Origin of the sequence: Pseudomonas huaxiensis, from assembly GCF_003231275.1 — a bacterium.
Taxonomy (GTDB): Bacteria; Pseudomonadota; Gammaproteobacteria; order Pseudomonadales; family Pseudomonadaceae; genus Aquipseudomonas; species Aquipseudomonas huaxiensis.
Window position 1 is genome coordinate 52887 of sequence record NZ_QKVL01000024.1, and the last position, 22083, is coordinate 74969.

Consider the following 22083-nt stretch of genomic DNA (forward strand, 5'->3'; position numbering starts at 1 on the left):
CCCATCGTCGGCAAGCCAACTCCCACAAGGTACGGCGTGCACCGAACCTGTGGGAGTCGGCTTGCCGACGATGAGGCCCTCAGACCCACCGCCCTCTATCGGCTATTCGCCTGCTCCACCAACCACTCAAACAACCCCAGCAACCCCGGCGCCAGCGCTTTCTCCGGCCACACCAGGTAATACGCTTTCCCCGTCGCCACCCGCAGCCCGAACGGCGACACCAATCGCCCGCCCGCCAGATCCTCGCCGATCAACGACCAATCGCCGATCGCCACCCCGGTTCCCTGCACCGCCATCGCCATGGCCATGTCCAGCGTTTCGAAATGCTGGCGCTTGCCCTGTGCCGACAGGCTCGATCCCGCCGCTTCCAGCCAGGTCTGCCAATCGCGCTCGTCCCGCGCCGGGTGCAGCAGCATGTGTTTTTCCAGGTCCGCTACCTCGCGCAGCGGCAGTTTTCCCGCCAGCAACTGCGGCGAACACACCGGCGTCAGTTGTTCATCGAACAGCTTCAGCAGTGGCATCGCGGTCTCGGGCTCGGCGCCATAGACCACCGCAGCATCGAAGCCTTCACGACGAAAATCGCCGCCGTGCTGGAGCGTGGTGGTCAGTTCCACCGGGACGTCCGGGCGCAGCGCCTGCCATTCCATCAGCCGTGGCAGCAGCCAGCGCATCACGCAGGTCGGCGCCTTGAGCTGCAAGGTCGTGCCGGCGGCGCCGATCTGTTGCACGCCGTCCTCGATCAGCGCGAATACCTGCTGCACCCGTGGCAGCCATTCCTGGCCCTCGCGGGTCAGGCTCAGGCCACGGGCCTGGCGCACGAACAGCGGGTAGCCGAGCTGTTCTTCCAGCCCGGCGATCTGCCGGCTGACGGCACCTTGGGTCAGGTGCAACTGCTGCGCCGCATGGGTGAAGTTGCAGCACTGGGCCGTGACAAGGAAGGTGTGCAGGGCGGGGAGAGGCGGAAGTCGTTTCATTGGTCGGGAGCCATGATCTGGGCGCATGGCTAGTATGAGGAACTTTGCATTGTGCCGGTAGCCGCCCGGCGGTCCAATTAACGCCTGCTCCAAAAACCAACAACAGGCGAACGAACATGGCGACTTGCGGCGAAGTGCTGGTAAAACTCCTCGAAAACTACGGCGTGGACCATGTCTTCGGCATTCCCGGCGTGCACACCGTGGAGCTGTATCGCGGTCTGGCCGCATCGACCATTCGTCATATCACCCCGCGCCACGAGCAAGGCGCCGGCTTCATGGCCGACGGCTATTCGCGTACTCGCGGCAAGCCGGGCGTGTGCTTCATCATCACCGGCCCCGGCATGACCAACATCACCACCGCCATGGGCCAGGCCTACGCCGACTCGATCCCGATGCTGGTGATTTCCAGCGTGCAATCGCGCAATGCCCTCGGCGGCGGGCGCGGCAAGCTGCACGAACTGCCGGCGCAGAGCAACCTGGTAGCCGGTGTCGCCGCGTTCTCCCACACCCTGATGAGCGTCGACGACTTGCCGGCGGTGCTGGCCCGGGCCTTCGCCGTGTTCCAAGGCGCGCGGCCGCGGCCGGTGCATATCGAGATTCCGCTGGATGTGATTGTCGAAGAGGCCGATCACCTGCTGGCCAGCGAGCCGGTGCGGGTTGCCCGCGCCGGTGCGGCGCCTTCGACCGTGGCGAAGATGGCCGGGTTGCTGGCAGGCGCGCGACGCCCGCTGATCCTCGCTGGCGGCGGCGCCATCGACGCCAGCGCCTCGCTGACCCGCCTCGCCGAATACCTGCAGGCGCCGACCGCGCTGACCATCAATGCCAAGGGCATGCTGCCGTCGAGCCACCCGCTGCTGATCGGCTCGACCCAGTCGCTGGTGGCGACCCGCGAACTGGTGCGCGAGGCTGACGTGGTGCTGGCCATCGGCACCGAGCTGGGCGAGACCGACTACGACGTGACGTTCAAGGGCGGCTTCGAGATCCCCGGCACCTTGTTGCGCATCGATATCGACCCGGATCAGACCGTGCGCAACTACCCGCCGAAGCTCGCCCTGGTTGCCGACTCCCGCGAAGCCAGCGATGCGTTGCTGCTGGCCCTGGCCGAACAGCCGGCGCCGGTTCGTGCCGCCGAATGGGGCCCGGCCCGTGCTGCACGCCTGCGGGAAACCCTGGCCGGCCAGTGGGATGCGGCGGCGCAGGCGCAAACCTTGTTCCTGCGCACCATCCTCAGTGCGCTGCCGGATGCGGTGCTGGTGGGCGATTCGACCCAGCCGGTCTACACCGGCAACCTGACCCTGGACCTGGACCAGCCGCGCCGCTGGTTCAACGCCTCCACCGGTTACGGCACTCTTGGTTACGCCTTGCCGGCGGCGATGGGTGCCTGGCTGGGCAGCGCCGAAGATGCTCAGGCGCGCCTGCCTGCGGTGTGCCTGATCGGTGACGGCGGCATCCAGTTCACCTTGCCGGAACTGGCCAGTGCCGTGGAAGCCCAGGTGCCGCTGATCGTCCTGCTGTGGAACAACCAGGGCTATGAAGAGATCAAGCGCTACATGGTCAACCGCGACATCGAACCGGTGGGCGTGGACATCCACACCCCGGACTTCCTCACCATCGCCAAGGGCTTTGGCTGTGCGACCGAGGCGGTGAGCGATATCGAGCCTCTGCGTCAGGCCCTGCTCAAGGCCCGCGAGCGCAAAGGCCCGACGCTGATCGAAATCGATCAATGGCAGTGGACCGAGACCGTCCTGGCCTGAGGTTGCTGACGGCGCCTTACAGCGCGCTGCGCAACCGCGCCATATCGCGCAGCGGCGGCGCGCCGTAGGCCCGGCTGTATTCGCGGCTGAACTGCGACGGGCTTTCATACCCCACCCGATAGCCCGCCACCGCCGCCTCCAGCCCGTCGTTGAGCATCAACCGACGGGCTTCCTGCAAGCGCAACTGCTTCTGGTACTGCAACGGGCTCATCGAGGTCACCGCCTTGAACCGGTGGTGCAGGGCCGAGGCGCTGAGGTTCACTTCCCTGGCCAGGTCTTCGATGCGCAGCGGTTTGTTGTAATGATCGTTGAGCCACTGGATCGCCTGGCAGACGCGGTGGGTCTGGCTGTTGGACATGGCGATTTCGTACAGCCGGTGGCCTTGTTGCCCACGTAGCAGGCGGTAGAGGATCTCGCGGCGGATCAGCGGCGCGAGCACCGCGATGTCCTTCGGTGTTTCCAGCAGGCGGATCAGGCGCAGCAGCGCGTCCAGCAGCGGTACGTCGAGCCGTTCCACATACAGCCCGCGCGCCGACGCGGCCGGTACGCCCATTGGCCCGCCCTCGGCAATCAGCTTGTTGATTTCTGCCGGGTCGATGTCCAGGCGAATGCCCAGGCTCGGGTTCTCCGGACTGGCATCGAGGTAGACGCCACTGATCGGCATCGCCACCGACACCACCATGTAATGCAGCGGGTCGTACACATAGCGTTCGTCGCCCAGGTGCACTGCCTTGCTGCCCTGCGCCAGGATGCACAGCGCCGGCTGGGCGAGGGTCGGCATCGAGCGGATGTTTTCTTCGTGCCGCACCAGGTACAGGCCATTGATTGCCGAGCACTCTGGCGCGGCGTGGCGGCGGACGAGATCGGCCAGCGCCTGGCGCTGGGATTCGAGGGCGGAGTCGAGCAGTTCGGGGGATGACATGGAGAGGCTTCCTCGGCGGATCCTCGCAGCATAGGTTTGTGCAAGTGCGCACGCTAGCCGGATGCTGTCGTGTTCTTGCACGATCCTGCTGCCACCTTGGTGCCGTCACCAAATTGAAGCGATTGCCATTGCCTGATGCCCTCTCGGCGAAATCGCCGTGGGTGCTGGTTCGCCGCAATGAACTCAGTGAGGCATGCAGGATCAGGCAATCGTTCGACAGCTTTCGCCTAACGTGCTCGCGCGGCGGCCCGTACTCTTGGCAGCCTGGCAGTTTCCCTCTGGCCGTCTTCAGGAGCACCGCACATGACGTCATCTCAACCGGTCAGCCACCTTTCCTTCGTGCGCGCCAGCGCGGGCCGTTCTGCGGAACTGGGCGAACGTCTTCAGCAATTGCTCGAACCCAGCCGGCGCACCCCAGGTTGCCTGGCGTTCACCCTGCAACGGTCCACCTGCGATGCCGACTTGTGGCTGCTCAGCAGCCATTGGCGCGACCAGGCGGCGATGAACGGTTATTTCAACTCGCCCAGCCTGCAGGTGTTTGGCGAACTGGTGCAGGCGCGGGTGCTGGACAGCCTCGATCTGCACACATTCAGCGAGCCCGGCGCAGGTTAGAATGAGCGCCTTTTTTCGTCACTGATGGGGATCGAGCAACATGGCTCGCAGAGTATTCGTAGGTTTCGAAGCAGTATCGGCGGTGGTTCCCGGCGAAGGCGGCTACAGCGCCGCCATCGCGGTGAAAGGCCTGGGCGCCACCGGCGCGCCGCGTTTCCACAAGGTGCTGGCAGACCAGACCTTCAAGACCGCCGCAGACGCCGACGATGCGGCGTCCGCCGAGCTTGAGCGGCTCAGCGGCGTCAACGCGGACGCCGAGCTTGTCTGGTAAGCGCAAGGCTCAGACCTGTGGGCGCCTCATCTGGAACAGGTTGCCCAGCTCGAAATAATCCGCCGGACCGCCGCCACGCAAAATAGGCTCGGCGGCGGCGGTGTCGTAGATGCCGTCTTTCAGCAGGTGTTCGGCGATATGCACCGCCACCACTTCACCGAGAATCAGCCAACTCGGCACCAGCGCGTGGTCGGCACGCTGCAATTGCACGATCTGGCTGACCTTGCATTCGAACGACACCGGGCTTTCCTGCACTCGCGGCACGGCGATCACGCGTGAGGCGGCGGGCGTGAGCTGGCTCAGGGCAAACTCATCGACTTCCGGCGCAACGGCGGCGCAGCTCTGGTTCATCGCCTCGGCGAGCGGCCGGGTGGCCAGGTTCCAGGCAAATTCGCCGGTCTGCTCGATGTTGTTCAGGCTGTCTTTGCGCCCGACGCTGCAGAAACCGATGATCGGCGGGATGTAGTTGAAGGCGTTGAAGAAGCTGTAGGGCGCGAGGTTCAGGCGGCCTTGGGCGTCCTGGGTGGAAATCCAGCCGATGGGGCGTGGGCCGACGATGGCGTTGAACGGATCGTGGGGCAGGCCGTGGCCTTTTGCGGGTTCGTAGTAGTACATCGATCAAGCCTTGTGGCGAGTGCACGGACGCCTAGTGTGCCAAGTGCCGCGTTCCCTGAAAACGATTAAGCCCGGCCGAAGCCGGGCTGTGAAGACGTTGCGTCGGTGTTAGCTGATGCGGCCAGCCGGGGTGCGGTCGAAACCGTCGGCAGCGATTTTGCCGGCTGGAGTGCGGTCGAAGCCGTCAGCAGCGACTTTGCCGGCTGGAGTGCGGTCGAAACCGTCAGCGGCGACTTTGCCGGCTGGGGTGCGGTCGAAACCGTCAGCGGCGACTTTGCCGGCTGGGGTGCGGTTGAAGCCGTCAGCGGCGACTTTGCCAGCAGGAGTGCGGTCGAAGCCGTCAGCGGCGACTTTGCCGGCTGGGGTGCGATCGAAGCCGTCAGCCGCTACAGCCGCCGAGTGGGCTGGTGCATAGGCAAAGTTGTGGGCGTTGGTGCGGTCGAAACCATCGGCGGCGAAAGCGTTGGCGGTCAGGATCGAGAAGGCCAGGGTCAGGATCAGTTTGCTTTTCATGGTCGTTGCTCCGGGGTAGTGAGAGGTTGTTTGTTTCTATGGGTTTGATGCTACGCCGATTAATTCGATTAAAAAGCGCAAAAAATCGGCCATATAAATCGATTTAATCGATGTGACTGGGCGCGATCAGTCCGTTTCAACTGCGCGGATTGCTCTGGACTGCGTACCTACGGGCTACATCGCTGCCCATTTCACACAGCATGCGCGCCCAACGTTATTGGCGGATTAACGGGATTTTTCCGGCCAAACGCTTTTTTCATTTTGCGCTGACCTCTTTTTCATCGCCGCTTGCGCAGTCTCTGCCGCACTTGCCCTCTGGAGCTTCGAGCCGATGAATAAACTCCCGCAAATCACCCTGGCGTTCTGGATCATGAAGATCTGCGCCACCACGCTTGGAGAGACAGCGGGTGACCTGCTGTCCATGACGCTCAACGTGGGTTACGCGCTGAGCTCCGTGATCCTGATCAGCCTGTTCCTGGTCACGCTGGTGACGCAGTTGTTTTCCAGGCGTTATCACCCGGTGCTGTACTGGCTGGTAATCCTCTCCACCAGCACGGCCGGCACTACCATGTCGGACTTCATGGACCGCACCCTGGGCCTGGGTTATGCCACCGGCTCGGCGATTCTGATCGGCATTCTGGTGTTGACCTTCGCGCTGTGGCGCCTGAGTGGCGACCCGATCAACGTCAACAACATCAGCACCCGCCGCACGGAGCTGTTCTATTGGGTGGCGATCCTGTTTTCCAACACGCTGGGCACGGCCTTGGGCGACTACCTGGCCGACGACTCGGGTCTGGGCTTTGCCGGTGGCGCACTGGTGGTGGGTGCGGCGATCGGCCTGGTGGTGCTGGCGCGGTACTGGACGCGGATCTCGGGCGTGGTGCTGTTCTGGGTTGCCTTCGTCCTGACTCGGCCGTTCGGGGCGACCTTGGGCGACTTCCTGACCAAACCTCACGAAAAAGGCGGGCTGGATTTCGGCACGGTGGGATCGTCATTGGTGCTGGGCGGGATCCTGTTGGGCTTCATCCTCATGGCGCATCACTTCAACCGGCGCGAGCAGCCGGTGCGGGTGGGCGAGTTGTCCTGATTTCTGGGGCCGTCTTCAACGATCTGTTCCTGCGCGCATGAAAAAAGCCCCCGGCCAATTGGCCGGGGGCTTTGTCTTTATTGCGGGCAGAGTAGCGTGTGGATCAGTCCGTCGTGATTCGCGAATGTTTCTGGGTGTCCTTCATGAACACATACACCAGCAACGAGCAGGCGATACAGGCGGTGACGTACCAGTAGTAACCGGTTTCCATGTCGACGCTCTTGAACCACAGGGCCACGTATTCAGCGGTGCCGCCGAAGATCGAGACAGTCAGGGCGTAAGGCAGGCCGACGCCCAGCGCGCGGATTTCGGTGGGGAACAGTTCGGCTTTGACCACGGCGTTGATCGAGGTGTAGCCGCTGACGATGACCAGTGCCGCCATGATCAGGAAGAACGCGCCCCACCAGCTCTGGATGGTGTGCAGGGTAGTCAGGATCGGCACGGTGAAAATGGTACCGAGGACGCCGAAGGCGATCAGGATCGGACGTCGGCCGATCTTGTCGGAGAGGGCACCGATCACCGGTTGCAGGCACATGAACAGGAACAGGGTGGCTGCCGAGATCATGGTCGAGTCGGTGATGCTCATGCCGACGGTGTTGACCAGGTATTTCTGCATGTAGGTGGTGTAGGTGTAGAAGGCCAGGGTGCCGCCCATGGTCAGGCCGACCACGGTGGCGAGTTCCTTCGGATGGCGCATCAGGGTGCGCATCAGGCTCTCTTTGGCTTTGGTTTTTTCCTTCTTGGTGAAGGAAGCGGTTTCTTCCATGCCGCGACGCAGGTACAGCGCAACCACCGCGCACAGCGCGCCGATCACGAAGGGGACGCGCCAGCCCCAGGAGTAGAGCTGTTCGGTGGTCAGGGTCTGTTGCAGGACGATCAGCACGGCGAGGGCGATGAGCTGGCCGGAAATCAGCGTGACGTACTGGAAGCTGGAGAAGAACCCGCGGCGTTCCTTGGTGGCCATTTCGCTGAGGTAGGTCGCCGAGGTGCCGTATTCGCCACCTACCGACAGGCCCTGCATCAGGCGGGCGATGATCAGCAGGACCGGTGCGGCGACGCCGATAGTTTCATAGCTCGGGGTCAGGGCGATGACCAGGGAGCCGAAGCACATCAGCAATACCGAGGCCATCAGCGCGGCCTTGCGGCCTTTGCGGTCGGCGTAGATGCCCATCAGCCAGCCGCCGATCGGGCGCATCAGGAAGCCCACGGCGAAGATCGCGGCGGTGTTGAGCAGTTGCGCGGTGGTGTCGCCGGCAGGGAAGAAGGCCTTGGCGAAATACAGGGAAAATGCGGCGTAGACGTACCAGTCGTACCACTCGACCATGTTGCCGACCGATCCGCTGAAGATCGACTTGAGGCGACTGGAGGTGGTTTTTACCGGCGCGGGCGTGGCAATCGCCCCAGCAGGCACAGAGGTGGAGTTATCCATTGACGGGACCTTCATCGTTGTTTTTGTGGAGCGCGCCGAAACGCAGCCTGGCGGGGCTATAGCAGGAGCTGTGCCAGGGGACTTCATCACCGTCATCGCTGGCAGGCCAGCTCCCACCAAAGCATTGAAACAGAGGCCTGCGAGGCCTCTGTGGGAGCTGGCTTGCCAGCGATAGCGGTTCCACAAACAACAACAATGAAGAACAAATGAGCGGAAATCCGCTTATGCACAGACTGCACTGAGCGGGAATCCGCCCATGTTTAAGGGCGTTCGAGAAAGTCTTCGCGGACCAGTCCGTGGCGCTGCATTTTTTCGTTAAGAGTGCGCCGCGGCAGTTGCAGTTCTTCCATCACCGCCTTGATTTCGCCCTTGTGCCGACGCAAAGAGGCGCGCAGGCAGTTGGCCTCGAAAGCCTCTTGTTGCGCGGCCAGGGACTGTCCGGGCTCTTCGGGAGGCGATGTTGGTTCGGCCAGACCGAGGGCATGGCGCTCGGCGGCGTTGGCCAGTTCGCGAACGTTGCCTGGCCAGTCGTGGCCAAGCAACTGGCCCAGTTGCGCGATGCTCAACTGCACCGCGCTGCGGCCAGTGCGTTCGGCGGCGTGGCGGGCGAAGTGTTCGAACAGCAGCGGGATGTCCTCACGCCGCTCGCGCAGCGGTGCCAGACGCAACTCGGCAATATTCAGCCGATACACCAGGTCTTCACGGAAACGTCCGGCACGGGCTTCTTCGAGCAGGTCGGGTTTGGTGGCGGCGATGATGCGCAGGTCCACCGCAATGCTCTGGTTGGAGCCGAGGCGTTCCAGGCGCTGCTCCTGAATCACCCGCAGCAGCTTGGCCTGCTGGGCCAGCGGCAGGCTTTCGATCTCGTCGAGGAACACCGTGCCGCCGTCGGCGTACTCCAGCTTGCCGATACGTTTGCCCTGGGCACCGGTGAAGGCGCCGCTTTCATGGCCGAACAGTTCGGCTTCGAACAGGTGTTCGGGGATGGCCGCGCAGTTCAGCGCGACGAAGGGTTTGTCGGCGCGCGGGCCGAAGTCGTGCAGACAGCGGGCGACACGTTCCTTGCCGCTGCCGGTTTCGCCACGGATCAGCACGTTGACCGGCAGGTTCGCCAGTTCCAGCACCTGGCGCCGCAGTTGCTGCATGCCTTGGGTCATGCCCAGCAGGGTGGACTCCAGCCGGCTCTTGATATCGGCCTGTTCGTGCAGGTGACGGTTTTCCAGGACCAGCCGGCGTTTTTCCAGGGCGCGGCACAGGCTGCCCATCAGGGCGTCGGGGCTGAAGGGCTTTTCAAGAAAGTCGTAGGCGCCGTTGCGTATGGCTTCGACGGCCATGGGCACGTCGCCATGGCCGGTCAGCAGGATCACCGGCAGGTCGGCGTCGCGGCTACGCAGTTGATCCAGCAGTTGCAGGCCGTCCATGCCGGGCATGCGCACATCGCTGAGGATTACCCCGGGAAAGTGCGCCGGCAGGTTGGCCAGGCATTCGTCTGCACGGCTGAACAGCTTGACCTGGAAGCCCGATAGGCTCAGCCACTGCTCGACGGCGGTGCGGATGCTGGCTTCATCGTCGACGACAATCACCGAATTCAACATACGGGCTCCGGATCGCGGGGAAGGGTGAAGCTGAAGCGGGCGCCGCCGGGCTGATTGTCGACCTGCAGGCGGCCACCGGCTTCGTGGATGATGCCATAGGAAATCGCCAGGCCGAGCCCGAGGCCTTCGCCCACCGGCTTGGTGGTGAAGAACGGATCGAACACGCTGCCCAGGTGTTCCGGGGCGATGCCGCCGCCGCTGTCGAGCACGCTCAGGCGCCAGCCGTCGCCTTCGCAGTCGATGCGGATTTCCAGGCGGCGATAGCCTTTGCCGGCCATGGCATCCAGGGCGTTGTGCAGCAGGTTGATCAGCACTTGCTCCAGGCGAATCGCATCGCCGCGGACCCAGGCCGGGCGGGCCAGGTACAGCGCGGTGCTGACGCTTTCGGCGCGCAGGCGGGTATCGAGCAGTTGCAGGGCGTGATCGACCACCGTGGCCAGGTCGAGGCTTTCGCGCAGGCCGCTGGGGCTGTTGCGGGCGAAGGTTTTCAGGTGCCCGGTGAGCGCGGCCATGCGCGTGAGCATCTGCTCCAGTGGTTGCAGGGCCTGGCGGGCTTCCTCGACGCGGTCGTGGTCCAGCAGCAGGCGCAGCGACGCCAGTTGCATGCGCTGGGTGGTCAGCGGCTGGTTCAGTTCGTGGGCGAGGGCGGTGGACATCTGCCCGAGCGCCGCCAGCTTGGTCGATTGCACCAGGCCTTCCTGAGCGGTGCGCAGGTCGCGGGTGCGCTCTTCCACCAGGCGCTCCAGCTCTTCGCGGCTGCGTTGGCGCAGGCGGGCCAGACGCAGGCGCTGGTTGACGAAGAGTACGGCGAAGACCAGGGTCAGCCAGATCGCTGCGGCGGCCAGCGCGGCGTTGCGCCCGTCATTGCCTGTCTGTGGCGTGCGCAGCAGGTGCAGGGTCCAGCCTTCGGTTTCCAGCGGCAGGCTTTCCCATAAGTAGTCCTGTGTGCCTTCCGGGCCCTGCACGCGGACCAGATTGCTGTTGTCGTCGAAGTGGTTGAGCACCTGACGCTGCAAGGGCACCAGGGGCTGTTTGTCGTACTGGCGGGTCTGTTCCAGTTCGTTGAAGTCATGGGCCGAGAGGGTGTTGAGCTTGCGGTAGCGCCAGCCTTCCTGGTTGGCGATGAAGACGATGCCGCGCGAGTCGCTGACCAGCAGCACGTCGTTGCCCTGGCGCCATTCCCGTTCCAGCTCGGGGAATTCCAGCTTGACCACCATGGCGCCGAGGAAGCGCTGGTTGTCGTCCTTCACCGCGCTGGACAGAAAGTAACCGGGAATGCCACTGGTCACGCCCACGGCGTAGAAGCGTCCGGTGCCCTGGCTGAGGGTCTGCTTGAAATAGGGCCGGAAGCCATAGTTATGGCCAACGTAGGTATTGGGCAGGCGCCAGTTGCTGGCGGCCACGGCCAGGCCGGTGTGGTCGAGCAGTTCCAGGGTGGAGGAATTGGCCGCGTCGTTGATGCGCTCGAGCTTGCGGTTGAGCAGATCCTGGGTGACGGAATTCACCGGTCCGTCGAGGGCGGCGATCAATTCCGGGTCCAGCGCCAGCACGGCGGGCAAGGCGCGGTAGCGTTCAATCAGGGTGTGCAGTGAGGTGGCGTACAGGCCCAGTTGCTGGTTGGCCCGCGCCGCTTCCTCGACCATGGCCTGGCGTTGTGCGTGGTGCATGGCCCAGGCGGCGGCGAGCAAGGTGCCGGCGCTGATCAGCAGGAGGATCAGGCCGAGGCGCAGGGTGCGAAAGGAGAAAAGCATCGATAGACCATCCGCGGCGATGGGGAAGGCCGCGAGGCGCTTCCCCTTGGGCAGGGCGAGGTATTACAGCAGCTCGAAGCTCTGCTGTTGCACTGTCTCGGAGTCGAGGCCGACCTGCACGTTGAACTCACCCGGTTCGGCGGCGAGCTTCAATTGGCTGTTGTAGAACTTCAGGTCGTCTTCGCTGATGCGGAAGGTCACGACCCGTTCTTCACCCGCCTTGAGCAGGACTTTCTGGAAGTTTTTCAGTTCCTTGACCGGACGGCTCATGGACGCTGCGACATCCTGTACATAAAGCTGCACCACGGTTTCGCCGTCACGCTTGCCGGTGTTCTTCACCTTGACGCTGGCTTCCAGGCTGCCGCCCTGTTTCAGGGTTTTCGCCGAGAGCGTCAGCGGCGACACCGAGAACTCGGTGTAGCTCAGCCCGTAACCGAACGGATACAGCGGGCCGTTTGGTTCCTCGAAGTACTGCGAGGTGTAGTTGCCTGGCTTGCCTGGCGTGAACGGACGGCCGATGCGCATGTGGTTGTAGTACATCGGGATCTGGCCGACCGAACGCGGGAAGGTGATGGGCAGCTTGCCGGACGGGTTGTAGTCGCCGAACAGCACGTCGGCGATGGCGTTGCCGCCTTCGGTGCCGCTGAACCAGGTTTCCAGCAGGGCGTCGGCCTGTTCGCGTTCCCAGTTGATCGACAGTGGACGGCCGTTCATCAGCACCAGTACCAGCGGCTTGCCAGTGGCTTTCAGCGCCTTGATCAGGTCGCGCTGTACGGCCGGGACTTCCAGAGTGGTGCGGCTGGACGATTCGTGGGACATGCCACGGGATTCGCCGACCACGGCGACGATCACGTCGGACTGTTGGGCGGCCTTGACCGCTTCGTCGATCAACACCGCGGCGGGGCGTGGGTCGTTGACGATTTCCGGGGCGTCGAAGTTGAGGAAGTTCAGGTAGTCGAACATCGCTTTGTCGCCGGTGATGTTCGAGCCCTTGGCGTAGACCAGCTTGGCCTTGTCGCCGACCGCGCGGCGCAGGCCTTCGCGGACGGTGACCGAGTGCACCGGCTTACCGTCGGCTGCCCAGCTGCCCATCATGTCGATGGGCGCATCGGCCAGCGGGCCGACCAGGGCGATGGTGCCGTTCTTTTTCAGCGGCAGGGTCTGGTTGCGGTTTTCCAGCAGCACCAGGCTGCGGCGCGCCACGTCGCGGGCGGCGTCGCGGTGCAGGCGGGAGTCGGCGTAGTAGTCCGGCACATCGTTTTCCGCTTTGCCGATCCGTACGTACGGGTCTTTGAACAGGCCCATGTCGTACTTGGCGCCGAGCACCTCGCGTACTGCCTGGTCCAGTTCGGCCTGGCTGACTTCGCCGGACTTGAGCAGGCCCGGCAGTTCTTCGCCGTAGAGCGAGTCGTTCATGCTCATGTCGATGCCGGCCTTGATCGCCAGCTTGGCCGCTTCACGGCCGTCGCGGGCGACACCGTGACGGATCAGTTCCTGGATGGCGCCGTGGTCGCTGATGGTCACACCGTTGAAGCCCCACTCCTTGCGCAGCAGGTCGTTCATCAGCCAGGTGTTGGAGGTGGCGGGCACGCCGTTGATGGAGTTCAGCGCCACCATCACCCCGCCGGCACCGGCGTCGATGGCCGCGCGGTACGGCGGCAGGTAGTCGTTGTACATCTTCGGCAGGCTCATATCGACCGTGTTGTAGTCGCGCCCGCCTTCCACCGCGCCGTACAGGGCGAAGTGCTTGACGATGGCCATGATGCTGTCGTGCTCGGCCGGGCTCTTGCCCTGGAACGACTTGACCATCACTTCGCCGATTCGCGAGGTCAGCCAGGTGTCTTCACCGAAGCCTTCACTGGTGCGGCCCCAGCGCGGGTCGCGGGCGATGTCGACCATCGGCGCGAAGGTCATGTCGAGGGCGTCGGCGGAGGCTTCGATGGCCGAAGTGCGGCCGACGGTGGCGATGGCGTTCATGTCCCAGCTCGACGCCAGGCCCAGGCCGATCGGGAAAATGGTGCGGTTGCCGTGAATGGTGTCATAAGCGAAGAACATCGGGATCTTCAGCCGGCTGCGCATGGCGGCGTCCTGCATCGGCCGGTTTTCCGGGCCGGTGCGCGAGTTGAAGGTGCCGCCGATGCGGCCCGCGGCGATTTCCTCGCGGATCTTCTCCCGTGGCATCTCCGGGCCGATGCTGATCAGGCGCAACTGGCCGATCTTCTCGTCCTGGGTCATCTGCTCCAGTAGCTTGGCGACGAACACTTTTTTCTCTTGCAGGTGCGTGGCGGCGGCAGAGGTATCGGCCAGGGCCGTCTGACTGGCCAGGCTGACGAGCAGGCCCAGCAAACACAGCTTGTTCATGGATTCAGTTCTCGAGGCTAGCGCCGGCATTCACGGTAGATACCGGCCAGCCGAAATTGGGGGAGCGGCTATTGTTGTAGTTTGCTGGGGCATGTTTTTAGCCGATTGGGCCTGCAGTATCCAGCGGCGGCCACGGATTATGCCTCAAGTCCGGTGCTTTACGGATAATCAAGGAGCGTTGCGACGATGCGGGTATTGAAGGGTGCAAAGCCATGGTTGCTGGTGCTACTGGCCAGTCTGCTGGCCGGCTGCGGGATCAACAACATTCCGAACTATGACGAACAGGTGAAGGCGGCCTGGGGCCAGGTACAGAACCAGTACCAGCGCCGTACCGACCTGATTCCCAACCTGGTGGAAACGGTCAAGGGCTATGCCCGGCATGAACAGGAAACCCTGACCGCCGTGGTCGAGGCGCGGGCCAAGGCAACGTCGATTCAGGTCGATGCCAGCACCCTCGACGATCCGGAAAAACTGCGCCAGTTCCAGGCCGCGCAATCGCAGTTGAGCGGAGCGTTGAGCCGGCTGATGGTGGTCTCGGAGCGCTATCCGGACCTCAAGGCCAACCAGAATTTCCTTGCCCTGCAATCCCAGCTCGAAGGGACGGAAAATCGTATCGCCGTGGCGCGCAAGGATTTCATCGCCGCTGTGCAGCGCTACAACACCGAGATTCGCACCTTCCCCGGACGGATCTGGCACAGCGTGATGTACAGCGACTTGCCGCTGCGCGAGAGCTTCGAAGCGACCAGTGCCGATGCCGACAAAGCCCCTGAAGTGAAATTCTGATGCGCCTGTTCAAGGCCCTGGTGCTGCTGGCGCTGTTCGCCATGGCCTTGGCGGTGCGCGCCGAGCCGTCGTTCCCGGCGCTCAGCGGGCGGGTGGTGGACAACGCCAACCTGCTCGACGCCCATACCCGCAGCCAGCTCGGGCAAATGCTCGAAGCCCACGAGCAGGCCACCGGCGAGCAGGTCGTAGTGGTGACGCTGACCGACCTGCAAGGGCTGCCCATCGAGGATTACGGCTACCAGTTGGGCCGGCACTGGGGGATCGGCCAGAAGGGCAAGGACAATGGCGCGCTGCTGATCGTCGCGCCCGAGCAACGCAAGGTCCGCATCGAAGTGGGTTATGGACTGGAAGAGCGCCTCACCGACGCCCAGTCGTCGGTCATTATCAACCGCATCATCCTGCCTGCCTTCAAGCGCGGCGAACTCAGTCAGGGCATCGTCCAGGGCGCGGCCGCGATCCTTCAGGTACTCGGCGGAAATCCGCTGGCCCAGCCGTCCGCGCTCAGCGGCGGACAAAGTGAGGGTGAGTCGCCGTCCTTGTTGTCCATCGGGCTGTTCATTCTGATGGTGGTGGTTGTGCTGTATTTGCAGGGCCTTGGTGGCGGCGGTCGTCGTGGCGGGCCGGGCGGTGGTTTTGGCGGTGGCTTCGGCGGGCTGGGCGGCGTCGGTGGGTTTGGTCGCGGCGGTGGAGGTGGCGGCTTTGGCGGCGGTGGCGGCAGTTTTGGCGGCGGCGGATCGTCCGGTAGCTGGTGAGTTCTTTGGGGCGACGGACCCCCTGCAGGAGCGGCTTCAGCCGCGAACGGCGGCAGAGCCGTCGTAGAACCTGAGTCCCCGGCCAGCCTGATACACCGCGGGCTCAGGTTTATGGCCGCTGCGCGCCCATTCGCGGCTGAAGCCACTCCCACAGAGAACGCAGCGCCTCTTAATTGTGTTCAAGGAACAACCTGATGGCATTGCTCAACGAGTTGCAACAACGACAGGTCGCCGAGGCGATCACGGCGGTCGAAAAATACACCGATGCGGAACTGGTCACGGTGCTGGCCCGCAGCGCCGACGACTACGCCTATGTGCCGCTGGTCTGGGCCAGCCTGCTGGCGCTGCTGGTGCCGGGGCTGGTGTATTACGTCACGGGCTGGTTCAGCGCCCACGGTTTGCTGATCACTCAATGGGTGACGTTTATCGTGCTCTGCCTGGTGCTGGGTCTGCCGCTGTTCACCAGTCGCCTGGTGCCGAAGGCAGTGCGCCACTGGCGCGCGTCGAATCTGGCGCGGCGGCAGTTTCTCGAACAGAACCTGCACCACACCGAAGGCCGTACCGGTGTGCTGATTTTCGTCAGCGAGGCAGAGCGCTATGTGGAAATCCTGGTGGACGACGGCATCGCCTCACGCCTGGACAACCAGGCCTGGGATGCCATCGTCGCCGGCTTCACCGCCCAGGTCCGCGCGGGCCAGACCCTCGCGGGTTTCCTCACCTGCATCGAGGCCTGCGGCGAGTTGCTCAAGGCTCATGTGCCGGCGACCCAAAACCGCAACGAGCTGCCCAACCGCCTGGTGATCCTCGACTGATGCCGCGCTGATCGACAAAAGCTGTGCGCTGGCCGGGCATCAACGTAAAATGCCCGCCATTGCGCGCCGGCTGGCGCCCCCGCAACCCCCGAGGCACCCAATCCCCATGTCCGCTACCCCCACCGCCCAGGCCGCGCCGGATGCGCGTGCGCAGTTTCTCGCCCTGTTGGCCGAGAGCCTGCACCAGCAGTCCTTCGTCAAGCTGGTACTGGCCCGTCACGTCGGCGCCGAGGCCGACCTGCAACGCATCATCGCCAAGCCGCTGACGGTCAAGGGGCAGGCCTGCCTGTCATTCGTCCATCGCTACAAGACCCGCGATATCACCCGCAACCTGCCGCTGGACGAAGCGCTGGCGCAGATCGGCGAGTGGTTGCCGGGCGCGTTTCGCAATGCCCACTTGCTGAGCCTGGCCGATGACGCGCAACTGGAGTTCAGCAAGAAGGGCAAGCCGATGCTGCACCGCAACGCCGCGCAGCAAGAGCGCCAGGCCGCGGGCGGCGAGCATGACCGCGAGAAGAAACGCTACCTGGAGCTGAGCCGGCCGTTCCTCCAGGACCTCGGCGTGACCGACAAGCAGCAGGCGTTGATCCCGGCGATGTCGCGCAAGTGGAAGCAGATCAACAAGTTCATCGAAGTGTTTTCCCATGCCTTCGCCAGCGTTTCGCTGGCGGACGACAAACCCGTGCGGGTGGCGGATTTCGGCTCAGGCAAGGGTTACCTGACCTTTGCCATCCACGATTACCTGAGCAACACCCAGCAGCGTCAGGCGCAGGTGACGGGTGTCGAACTGCGTCCGGACATGGTCGAACTGTGCAATGCCGCGGCGGCTCATCTGGAGCATCCGGGGCTGGTGTTCGAACAGGGTGACGTGCGCACCGTGGTGCCGGCCGAGATCGATGTGATGATCGCCCTGCATGCCTGCGATATCGCCACCGACTATGCGATCCACACCGGCATCCGTTGTGGTGCGGCGATCATCATGTGCTCGCCGTGCTGTCACAAACAGATCCGCCCGCAACTGCACAGCCCGGGGTTGCTCAAGCCGATGCTGCAATACGGCCTGCACCTGGGACAGCAGGCGGAAATGCTGACCGACAGCCTGCGCGCGCTGTACCTGGAAGCTTGTGGTTACGACACCAAGGTGTTCGAGTTCATCTCGTTGGAGCACACCAACAAGAACAAGATGATCCTCGCGACCAAGCGCAAGGAGGCGGGGGATCCAGCGGCGTTGCTGGAGAAGATCGCGGAGTTGAAGGCGTTCTATGGGGTTTCTGAGCATTGTCTGGAGACATTGCTGCGGGCGGATCAACTGATTCCGGCGTGACTTGGTTACCGGCTCTGGTGTGGGCTTGAAACAGGGTTCGTAGATGCGGCCGAGAACCCCGTGGGAGCTGGCTTGCCAGCGATGAGGCCATCAGTGACAACGATGTTGTCTGGTCGGACGCCATCGCTGGCAAGCCAGCTCCCACAGGTTACTGATCGTCGTTCCGCGTTACTCAGAAGAACCGGGTAATGCTCACCTTGGCATTGCGCCCCGTGCTGTAGACGTTGTTGTCGCTGAGCATCGGCACGTAATCGCGGTTGAACATGTTGTCGAGGGTGAAGTTGACCTCGGTGCCCTTCAGGTATTGCTGCTTCGGTTTCCAGCTGGCGAACAGGCCCTGGACGTTGTAGGCGTCGTTGGCGCGATGGTCCCAGGCGCTGTCACCCAGTGCGCTGCCCATGAAACCCGGTGGGTATTTGTCGCTCGGCAGACGATCGGTCTGGCGTACCCACAGGCCTTTCCAGCCCACCACCACATCCCATTCGGGAATCTTCACACCCAGACGCGCCACCCATTTCGGTGCCGGTACATCACGCGCCCAGACATCCGGGCCCCACGGGTTGTTGTAGGCGCCTTCGTGTTTGCCGGTCATCCAGGTGTAGGAGAGGGTGCCGAACAGGTAGGTGGAGTCGTAGAAGCTTTCCACCTCGAAGCCCTTGTAGGTCACGCCGTCGAGATTGCGGTAGTTACTGATCAGGTAGTTGCCGCAACTCTGGCCAATGCTGCCGCCGGTCGCGACCTGCGCCTGGCACTCGATACCGAGGTTCTTGAAGATCTCGTCCTTGATCTTGTTGTGGAACAGGGTGGTGCGCACCTGCAGGTTGTCGTCGGCGAAGAGCAGGCCGGAGAAGTCGGTGACGTTACCGGCACGCAGGGCGGTGACGCGCTCTGGATCGAGGTCGCGGCTGGTGGCGCTGCGCGTGCTGGCCGCGCTCTGTACTTCGTACTGCTCGTCGATGACCGGCGCGCGCCAGGTCTTCGAATAGTCGGCGAAGAACGCGACGTCGTCGGTGGCACGCCAGAACACGGACAGGCGCGGCGACCAGCCGGTGTAGGTCTTGGCGCTGTAGTCGTGGCCGGCCGAGGCGACGTTGTAGAACGGCGCGTCGTTGTCTTCACCGCGGTTGCGCACATGGTCGTAGCGCAGCGACGGGGTAATGGTCACCTGGCCGAGGGTGATGGCGTCCTGCACGTAGGCGCTGTTGGTGTCCACTTTGCCGTGGGGCATGAAGTTCGGCTGGAAGTAGCCGTAGTTGTAGTTCCTGGTGTTGTAGGTGGCGCCCGGCAGCCACATCTCGGTTTCGCGGGCGTGGCGGTGCAGCTCGACGCCGGTGGTCAGCGAGTGTTCCAGCACGCCAGTGTTGAACTGGGCGGTGTTGCGTACTTCGAAGTTGCGGTCCTTGTACTCGGTATCCATGCGCCGACCGCCGGTGGCGAGCTGGAACACGGCGTTTGGCCCGCGCTCGTCGGTCTGGTCGACATCGGATTCGGAATAGCTGACTTCCAGATTGACCAGCGGATTGTCCACCGGCTGGAAGCGGTATTTGGCCGACCAGGTGGTGTCGATGGTTTCGCGGTGGGCCAGGAACCTGCGCATGGCGTCTTTGTAACCGTAGCGGTCGATATTGACCTGGGTCGGCGGCGTCGCGTAGTTGGTCGACTAGTAGCGGGTCATGCGTTGGTTGTTCGAGCGCGAGTAGGACAGGCCCAGCGACTGCTCATCGGTGAGCTGGACATTCAGCTTGAACAGGCCGCCTTCCAGGTCCTGGGCGCTGTCGGGCAGGCGCTTGGGGTTGATCGGGTACTGGTTGCGCGTGTCGGGCTGTGACGAGGCCAGCTTGAAGTCGTCGCCGTCGCGCTTGGTCAGGTAGACCAGACCGTCGATACGGCGGTCTTCAGTGCGCCCGAACAAGGCCGTGCTGTACACCTGCTGATGGTCGTTGCTGGAGTAGCCGTATTTGACCATCGCGCCGGTGTCGCGGCCTTCTTGCAGCAGGTCCGGGGCATTTTTGGTGGTCATGTGCACGCTGCCGGCAAGGCCGGTGTTGCCCACGAACGGCGAGTGCGGGCCTTTCTCTACCTCGATGCTCTTGATCAGTTCCGGCTCGACGAACATCGTGCCTTGCTGATAGCGCTCGAAGCCGGTCTTGGTGGCGCCGTCGACGGTCAGTTGCACGTCCTCGGCGTCGCCCATGCCCCAGATATTGATCTTCTGCCCACCGGGCATCATGGAACCGGCCATTTCCACGCCGGGCAGGGTGCTCAGCAGGGACGGCACGTTGTTCGCCTGTTCACGGTCGATATCGCGCTGGGTCAGGGTCGAGCGGCCGACGGTAGCCGGGGTGACTTGCTGGCCGTCCCCGACGATGCTCATGGCGCCGAGCTGGATGGACGTGTTGTCGTTGCCTGGAGGCGTGGTTTCGTCTTCCTTCGGGCGCACCACGTAGGTGGTGCCCACCTTGACCAGCGTGAAGCGGCTGCTGGCGAGCAGGCGGGCAATCGCTTCCTCGGCGCTGAAATTGCCGCGCAGGGCTGGCGCGGAAACGTTGCGCAGCAACGACTCGTCGAACAGCAGTTGCACTTTGGTCTGTTGCGCCACCTGGCTCAGCGAGGTGGCCAGTGGCTGGGCCGGCAACTGCAGCTCAACGGGTGCGGCCTGGGCCTGAAGGCTCAGGGCCAGGCACACGGCGAGCAGCGATGGACGGGCAGACAACGGCTTGGAAGGTCGAAACGCGCGAAACATGAAATCCCCCAGTGCGGCCAAAGGCCAGAAAAAGTCAGTGCGCAGGGCGCGGACGGGGAGGAAGACGCGGGGCGAGGAAAAACCCTCACATGCGAATGAAAAATATTCTCAGAATTTTTCAAGGTCTTGCAGGGAGGGCGCTTGGTGCTGGTGGCCTCATCGCCGGCAAGCCGGCTCCCACAAGGGCTCACCACTCTGGGCGCTGGCTTGTCGGGGCGCCGAACCGCAGCGATTAGGCCATCAGCCACACCTTGGCAGAACGGCCTTACTTCCCGGCCCGCTCGATCCGCATCCGCCCATCCGCCAGCACCGCCGTCTTCACCGGCAACAAAGCCGGCAAGGCATTGAGCAGGGCATCCGGGTCATTCACATCGAGGTTGCCGGAAACCCGGTACTTCGCCAGCGCCGGATCAGCCAGCAGCACCGCCGCCGGACGGTACAGCGACAGCTCATCCACCAGGCTCGCCAGCTCGCGGTTGCGGAACGAGACATGGCCGCTGCGCCAGTCGGCGACTTCGCCGTCGCTCAGGGTTTGCCGCACCAGGTCGCCGCGGGCCAGGTTGTACACCGCGCGCTCGCGGGCACCCAGCAGCATTGGTTCGCGGCGCTCACCCGGCGCGTCGAACGCTACCAGGCCGTGGTCCACGCTCAGCACCAGTTCCTGCTGGCCGCGGCGCAGGTCGAACGCGGTGCCCACCACCCGAACCCGGGCGGGGCCGGCATCGACGAACAACGGTCGTTCCTTGTCCGGGCTGACTTCCAGATAGAGCTGGCCCTGGTCCAGGTGCACCAGGCGTCGTTCGCCATCGAACTCGATCCGCACGCGGGAGTTGGCGTTGAGGTTGAGACGGCTGCCGTCGGGCAGGGTGATGTTGCGCGGCTGGCCATCCAGGCTGGCCAGTTGTTGGTCCACCGGCGCGGCCGGCTTGCCCAGGTTGCTCGCCAGCAATGCGCAGACCAGCGCTGCCGCCGTAGCCAGCGCCGGGCGCCAGTACGAGGTTTTGCGCGGGCGTAGCTGCACCGGCTTGTTCAGTTCCTTGAGGGCGGCAAGGTCGTCCCAGAGCTGTTCGAACTGGTGGTACGCGCGGGCGTTTCCGGGGTGTTCCAGCCACTGGGCGAAGGCTTTGCGCGAGGCCCGCGAGCGCTCATTGCGGTTACGGGTAAACCAGCTCGCCGCCTGGGCGTCGACCGAACGGCTGTCCATGTCAGGAAGGGTCATTCTGGTTGCTCCGCAACGTTGTCACTGTCCAGGCGCTGCTTGAGGTACAGCAGCGCGGCGGCGATGTGTTTCTCCACCATGCTGACTGAAATGCCCATGCGTTCACTGATCTGTGCCTGACTCAAACCTTCGAAGCGGTGCAGCATAAGGGCTTCGCGCCGTCGCGGCGAGAGTTCGGCAAGGACAATTTTCAAATGATCCAGACGTTGCAGGTGCTGCGCGCTGGCCATCGGGTCGCTGCCGGGGGCTTCGCTGGCCTGGGTTTCCTCCGCCGATTCGGCGTGTTCGTCGAGCACCGTGTGGCGCACTTTCTGCCGTCTCCAGTGATCGCGCAGCAGGTTGCGCGCCATCTGGAACAGGAACGCGCGAGGCTGCTCCACCCGGGCTTTGTCGCGGTAACCCAGCCATTGGGTGAAGACGTCCTGAGTCATGTCCGCGGCATCGCTGGCGTTGTCCATGCGCTTGCGCAGGAAATGCAGGATGTCGCTGTAAAACCCATGGCAGGTTTCTTGCGCGAAAGGATCGGGTTTGGGGCGGCGCATGCGAGCTTTCCAGGAAAGTGCCGG

18 protein-coding genes and 1 pseudogene are annotated in these 22083 nt (G+C 63.9%); 8 read left to right on the plus strand and 11 right to left on the minus strand.

Going from position 1 to position 22083, the window contains the following annotated elements:
• Positions 1 to 95: 95 nt before the first annotated feature.
• A complete protein-coding gene (locus DM374_RS21805; protein ID WP_110971763.1) occupies positions 96 to 974 on the minus strand; it encodes a LysR substrate-binding domain-containing protein in 879 nt (292 codons plus the stop codon).
• Positions 975 to 1090: 116 nt separating this feature from the next.
• Between DM374_RS21805 and DM374_RS21810 the strand changes: the two genes are divergently transcribed.
• Positions 1091 to 2728 carry a 5-guanidino-2-oxopentanoate decarboxylase gene (locus DM374_RS21810; RefSeq protein WP_110971764.1) on the plus strand — a complete coding sequence of 546 codons (1638 nt, stop codon included), beginning with the start codon at positions 1091 to 1093 and terminating at the stop codon, positions 2726 to 2728.
• A 16-nt stretch (positions 2729 to 2744) separates the two neighbouring features.
• On the opposite strand, the gene DM374_RS21815 is transcribed toward DM374_RS21810, so the two are convergent.
• On the minus strand, positions 2745 to 3650 hold the full coding sequence (locus DM374_RS21815) for an AraC family transcriptional regulator (protein WP_110971765.1): 906 nt from the start codon (positions 3648 to 3650) through the stop codon (positions 2745 to 2747).
• Positions 3651 to 3953: 303 nt separating this feature from the next.
• Between DM374_RS21815 and DM374_RS21820 the strand changes: the two genes are divergently transcribed.
• Together DM374_RS21820 and DM374_RS21825 are read left to right on the plus strand one after the other, a co-directional pair.
• Positions 3954 to 4262: a putative quinol monooxygenase gene (locus tag DM374_RS21820; protein ID WP_110971766.1), complete on the plus strand. Its 309-nt coding sequence runs from the start codon at positions 3954 to 3956 to the stop codon at positions 4260 to 4262.
• A gap of 40 nt (positions 4263 to 4302) precedes the next feature.
• A complete protein-coding gene (locus DM374_RS21825) occupies positions 4303 to 4533 on the plus strand; it encodes a hypothetical protein (protein ID WP_110971767.1) in 231 nt (76 codons plus the stop codon).
• A gap of 9 nt (positions 4534 to 4542) precedes the next feature.
• Here the strand turns inward: DM374_RS21825 and DM374_RS21830 are convergent, their stop codons facing one another.
• The gene (locus tag DM374_RS21830; protein WP_095154796.1) at positions 4543 to 5148 is read right to left on the minus strand and encodes a flavin reductase family protein; all 606 of its coding nucleotides are present in this window, start codon (positions 5146 to 5148) and stop codon (positions 4543 to 4545) included.
• Positions 5149 to 5256: 108 nt separating this feature from the next.
• Positions 5257 to 5661, minus strand: a complete 405-nt coding sequence (locus tag DM374_RS21835; RefSeq protein ID WP_110971768.1) for a hypothetical protein — start codon at positions 5659 to 5661, stop codon at positions 5257 to 5259.
• Positions 5662 to 5992: 331 nt separating this feature from the next.
• Here DM374_RS21835 and DM374_RS21840 point away from each other — a divergent pair, with 331 nt between their 5' ends.
• The gene (locus DM374_RS21840) at positions 5993 to 6748 is read left to right on the plus strand and encodes a COG4705 family protein (RefSeq protein WP_110971769.1); all 756 of its coding nucleotides are present in this window, start codon (positions 5993 to 5995) and stop codon (positions 6746 to 6748) included.
• Between the two features lie 103 nt (positions 6749 to 6851).
• Here DM374_RS21840 and DM374_RS21845 read toward each other — a convergent pair whose 3' ends face one another.
• The 4 genes from DM374_RS21845 to bglX all read right to left on the minus strand — a co-directional run bounded on the left by DM374_RS21845 (position 6852) and on the right by bglX (position 13884).
• Positions 6852 to 8177: an MFS transporter gene (locus DM374_RS21845; RefSeq protein WP_110971770.1), complete on the minus strand. Its 1326-nt coding sequence runs from the start codon at positions 8175 to 8177 to the stop codon at positions 6852 to 6854.
• A gap of 260 nt (positions 8178 to 8437) precedes the next feature.
• Positions 8438 to 9772 (minus strand): sigma-54-dependent transcriptional regulator, encoded by a 1335-nt coding sequence (locus DM374_RS21850; protein ID WP_110971771.1) that lies wholly within the window; start codon positions 9770 to 9772, stop codon positions 8438 to 8440.
• Positions 9766 to 11523, minus strand: a complete 1758-nt coding sequence (locus DM374_RS21855; protein WP_110971772.1) for a sensor histidine kinase — start codon at positions 11521 to 11523, stop codon at positions 9766 to 9768. The genes DM374_RS21850 and DM374_RS21855 overlap by 7 nt, the downstream gene beginning before the upstream one ends.
• A gap of 63 nt (positions 11524 to 11586) precedes the next feature.
• Positions 11587 to 13884 carry a beta-glucosidase BglX gene (gene bglX, locus DM374_RS21860; protein ID WP_110971773.1) on the minus strand — a complete coding sequence of 766 codons (2298 nt, stop codon included), beginning with the start codon at positions 13882 to 13884 and terminating at the stop codon, positions 11587 to 11589.
• A gap of 186 nt (positions 13885 to 14070) precedes the next feature.
• Here bglX and DM374_RS21865 point away from each other — a divergent pair, with 186 nt between their 5' ends.
• The 4 genes from DM374_RS21865 (at position 14071) to DM374_RS21880 (ending at position 17555) form a co-directional block, all read left to right on the plus strand.
• The gene (locus DM374_RS21865; RefSeq protein ID WP_110971774.1) at positions 14071 to 14667 is read left to right on the plus strand and encodes a LemA family protein; all 597 of its coding nucleotides are present in this window, start codon (positions 14071 to 14073) and stop codon (positions 14665 to 14667) included.
• Positions 14667 to 15419, plus strand: a complete 753-nt coding sequence (locus DM374_RS21870) for a TPM domain-containing protein (protein WP_110971775.1) — start codon at positions 14667 to 14669, stop codon at positions 15417 to 15419. Before DM374_RS21865 ends, DM374_RS21870 begins: the two co-directional genes overlap by 1 nt.
• 194 nt (positions 15420 to 15613) lie before the next feature.
• Positions 15614 to 16231: a TPM domain-containing protein gene (locus tag DM374_RS21875; protein WP_110971776.1), complete on the plus strand. Its 618-nt coding sequence runs from the start codon at positions 15614 to 15616 to the stop codon at positions 16229 to 16231.
• 106 nt (positions 16232 to 16337) lie between these two features.
• Positions 16338 to 17555, plus strand: a complete 1218-nt coding sequence (locus tag DM374_RS21880) for a class I SAM-dependent methyltransferase (protein WP_110971777.1) — start codon at positions 16338 to 16340, stop codon at positions 17553 to 17555.
• 172 nt (positions 17556 to 17727) lie between these two features.
• Here the strand turns inward: DM374_RS21880 and DM374_RS21885 are convergent.
• The 3 genes and pseudogenes from DM374_RS21885 to DM374_RS21895 all read right to left on the minus strand — a co-directional run bounded on the left by DM374_RS21885 (position 17728) and on the right by DM374_RS21895 (position 22059).
• A pseudogene (locus DM374_RS21885) lies at positions 17728 to 20298 on the minus strand (TonB-dependent hemoglobin/transferrin/lactoferrin family receptor).
• Positions 20299 to 20563: 265 nt separating this feature from the next.
• Positions 20564 to 21517, minus strand: a complete 954-nt coding sequence (locus DM374_RS21890; protein ID WP_110971778.1) for a FecR family protein — start codon at positions 21515 to 21517, stop codon at positions 20564 to 20566.
• Positions 21514 to 22059: an RNA polymerase sigma factor gene (locus DM374_RS21895; protein WP_110971779.1), complete on the minus strand. Its 546-nt coding sequence runs from the start codon at positions 22057 to 22059 to the stop codon at positions 21514 to 21516. Before DM374_RS21895 ends, DM374_RS21890 begins: the two co-directional genes overlap by 4 nt.
• Positions 22060 to 22083 lie beyond the last annotated feature (24 nt).

What these genes read in the sequence shown, in the direction of transcription:
- DM374_RS21890 (WP_110971778.1), bottom strand. Translation starts at nt 21,517, where the DNA reads ATGACCCTTCCTGACATGGACAGCCGTTCGGTCGACGCCCAGGCGGCG.
- DM374_RS21850 (WP_110971771.1), bottom strand. Translation starts at nt 9,772, where the DNA reads ATGTTGAATTCGGTGATTGTCGTCGACGATGAAGCCAGCATCCGCACC.
- DM374_RS21845 (WP_110971770.1), bottom strand. Translation starts at nt 8,177, where the DNA reads ATGGATAACTCCACCTCTGTGCCTGCTGGGGCGATTGCCACGCCCGCG.
- DM374_RS21865 (WP_110971774.1), top strand. Translation starts at nt 14,071, where the DNA reads ATGCGGGTATTGAAGGGTGCAAAGCCATGGTTGCTGGTGCTACTGGCC.
- DM374_RS21835 (WP_110971768.1), bottom strand. Translation starts at nt 5,661, where the DNA reads ATGAAAAGCAAACTGATCCTGACCCTGGCCTTCTCGATCCTGACCGCC.
- DM374_RS21840 (WP_110971769.1), top strand. Translation starts at nt 5,993, where the DNA reads ATGAATAAACTCCCGCAAATCACCCTGGCGTTCTGGATCATGAAGATC.
- DM374_RS21805 (WP_110971763.1), bottom strand. Translation starts at nt 974, where the DNA reads ATGAAACGACTTCCGCCTCTCCCCGCCCTGCACACCTTCCTTGTCACG.
- DM374_RS21810 (WP_110971764.1), top strand. Translation starts at nt 1,091, where the DNA reads ATGGCGACTTGCGGCGAAGTGCTGGTAAAACTCCTCGAAAACTACGGC.
- DM374_RS21815 (WP_110971765.1), bottom strand. Translation starts at nt 3,650, where the DNA reads ATGTCATCCCCCGAACTGCTCGACTCCGCCCTCGAATCCCAGCGCCAG.
- DM374_RS21825 (WP_110971767.1), top strand. Translation starts at nt 4,303, where the DNA reads ATGGCTCGCAGAGTATTCGTAGGTTTCGAAGCAGTATCGGCGGTGGTT.
- DM374_RS21870 (WP_110971775.1), top strand. Translation starts at nt 14,667, where the DNA reads ATGCGCCTGTTCAAGGCCCTGGTGCTGCTGGCGCTGTTCGCCATGGCC.
- DM374_RS21820 (WP_110971766.1), top strand. Translation starts at nt 3,954, where the DNA reads ATGACGTCATCTCAACCGGTCAGCCACCTTTCCTTCGTGCGCGCCAGC.
- DM374_RS21875 (WP_110971776.1), top strand. Translation starts at nt 15,614, where the DNA reads ATGGCATTGCTCAACGAGTTGCAACAACGACAGGTCGCCGAGGCGATC.
- DM374_RS21830 (WP_095154796.1), bottom strand. Translation starts at nt 5,148, where the DNA reads ATGTACTACTACGAACCCGCAAAAGGCCACGGCCTGCCCCACGATCCG.
- bglX (WP_110971773.1), bottom strand. Translation starts at nt 13,884, where the DNA reads ATGAACAAGCTGTGTTTGCTGGGCCTGCTCGTCAGCCTGGCCAGTCAG.
- DM374_RS21880 (WP_110971777.1), top strand. Translation starts at nt 16,338, where the DNA reads ATGTCCGCTACCCCCACCGCCCAGGCCGCGCCGGATGCGCGTGCGCAG.
- DM374_RS21855 (WP_110971772.1), bottom strand. Translation starts at nt 11,523, where the DNA reads ATGCTTTTCTCCTTTCGCACCCTGCGCCTCGGCCTGATCCTCCTGCTG.
- DM374_RS21895 (WP_110971779.1), bottom strand. Translation starts at nt 22,059, where the DNA reads ATGCGCCGCCCCAAACCCGATCCTTTCGCGCAAGAAACCTGCCATGGG.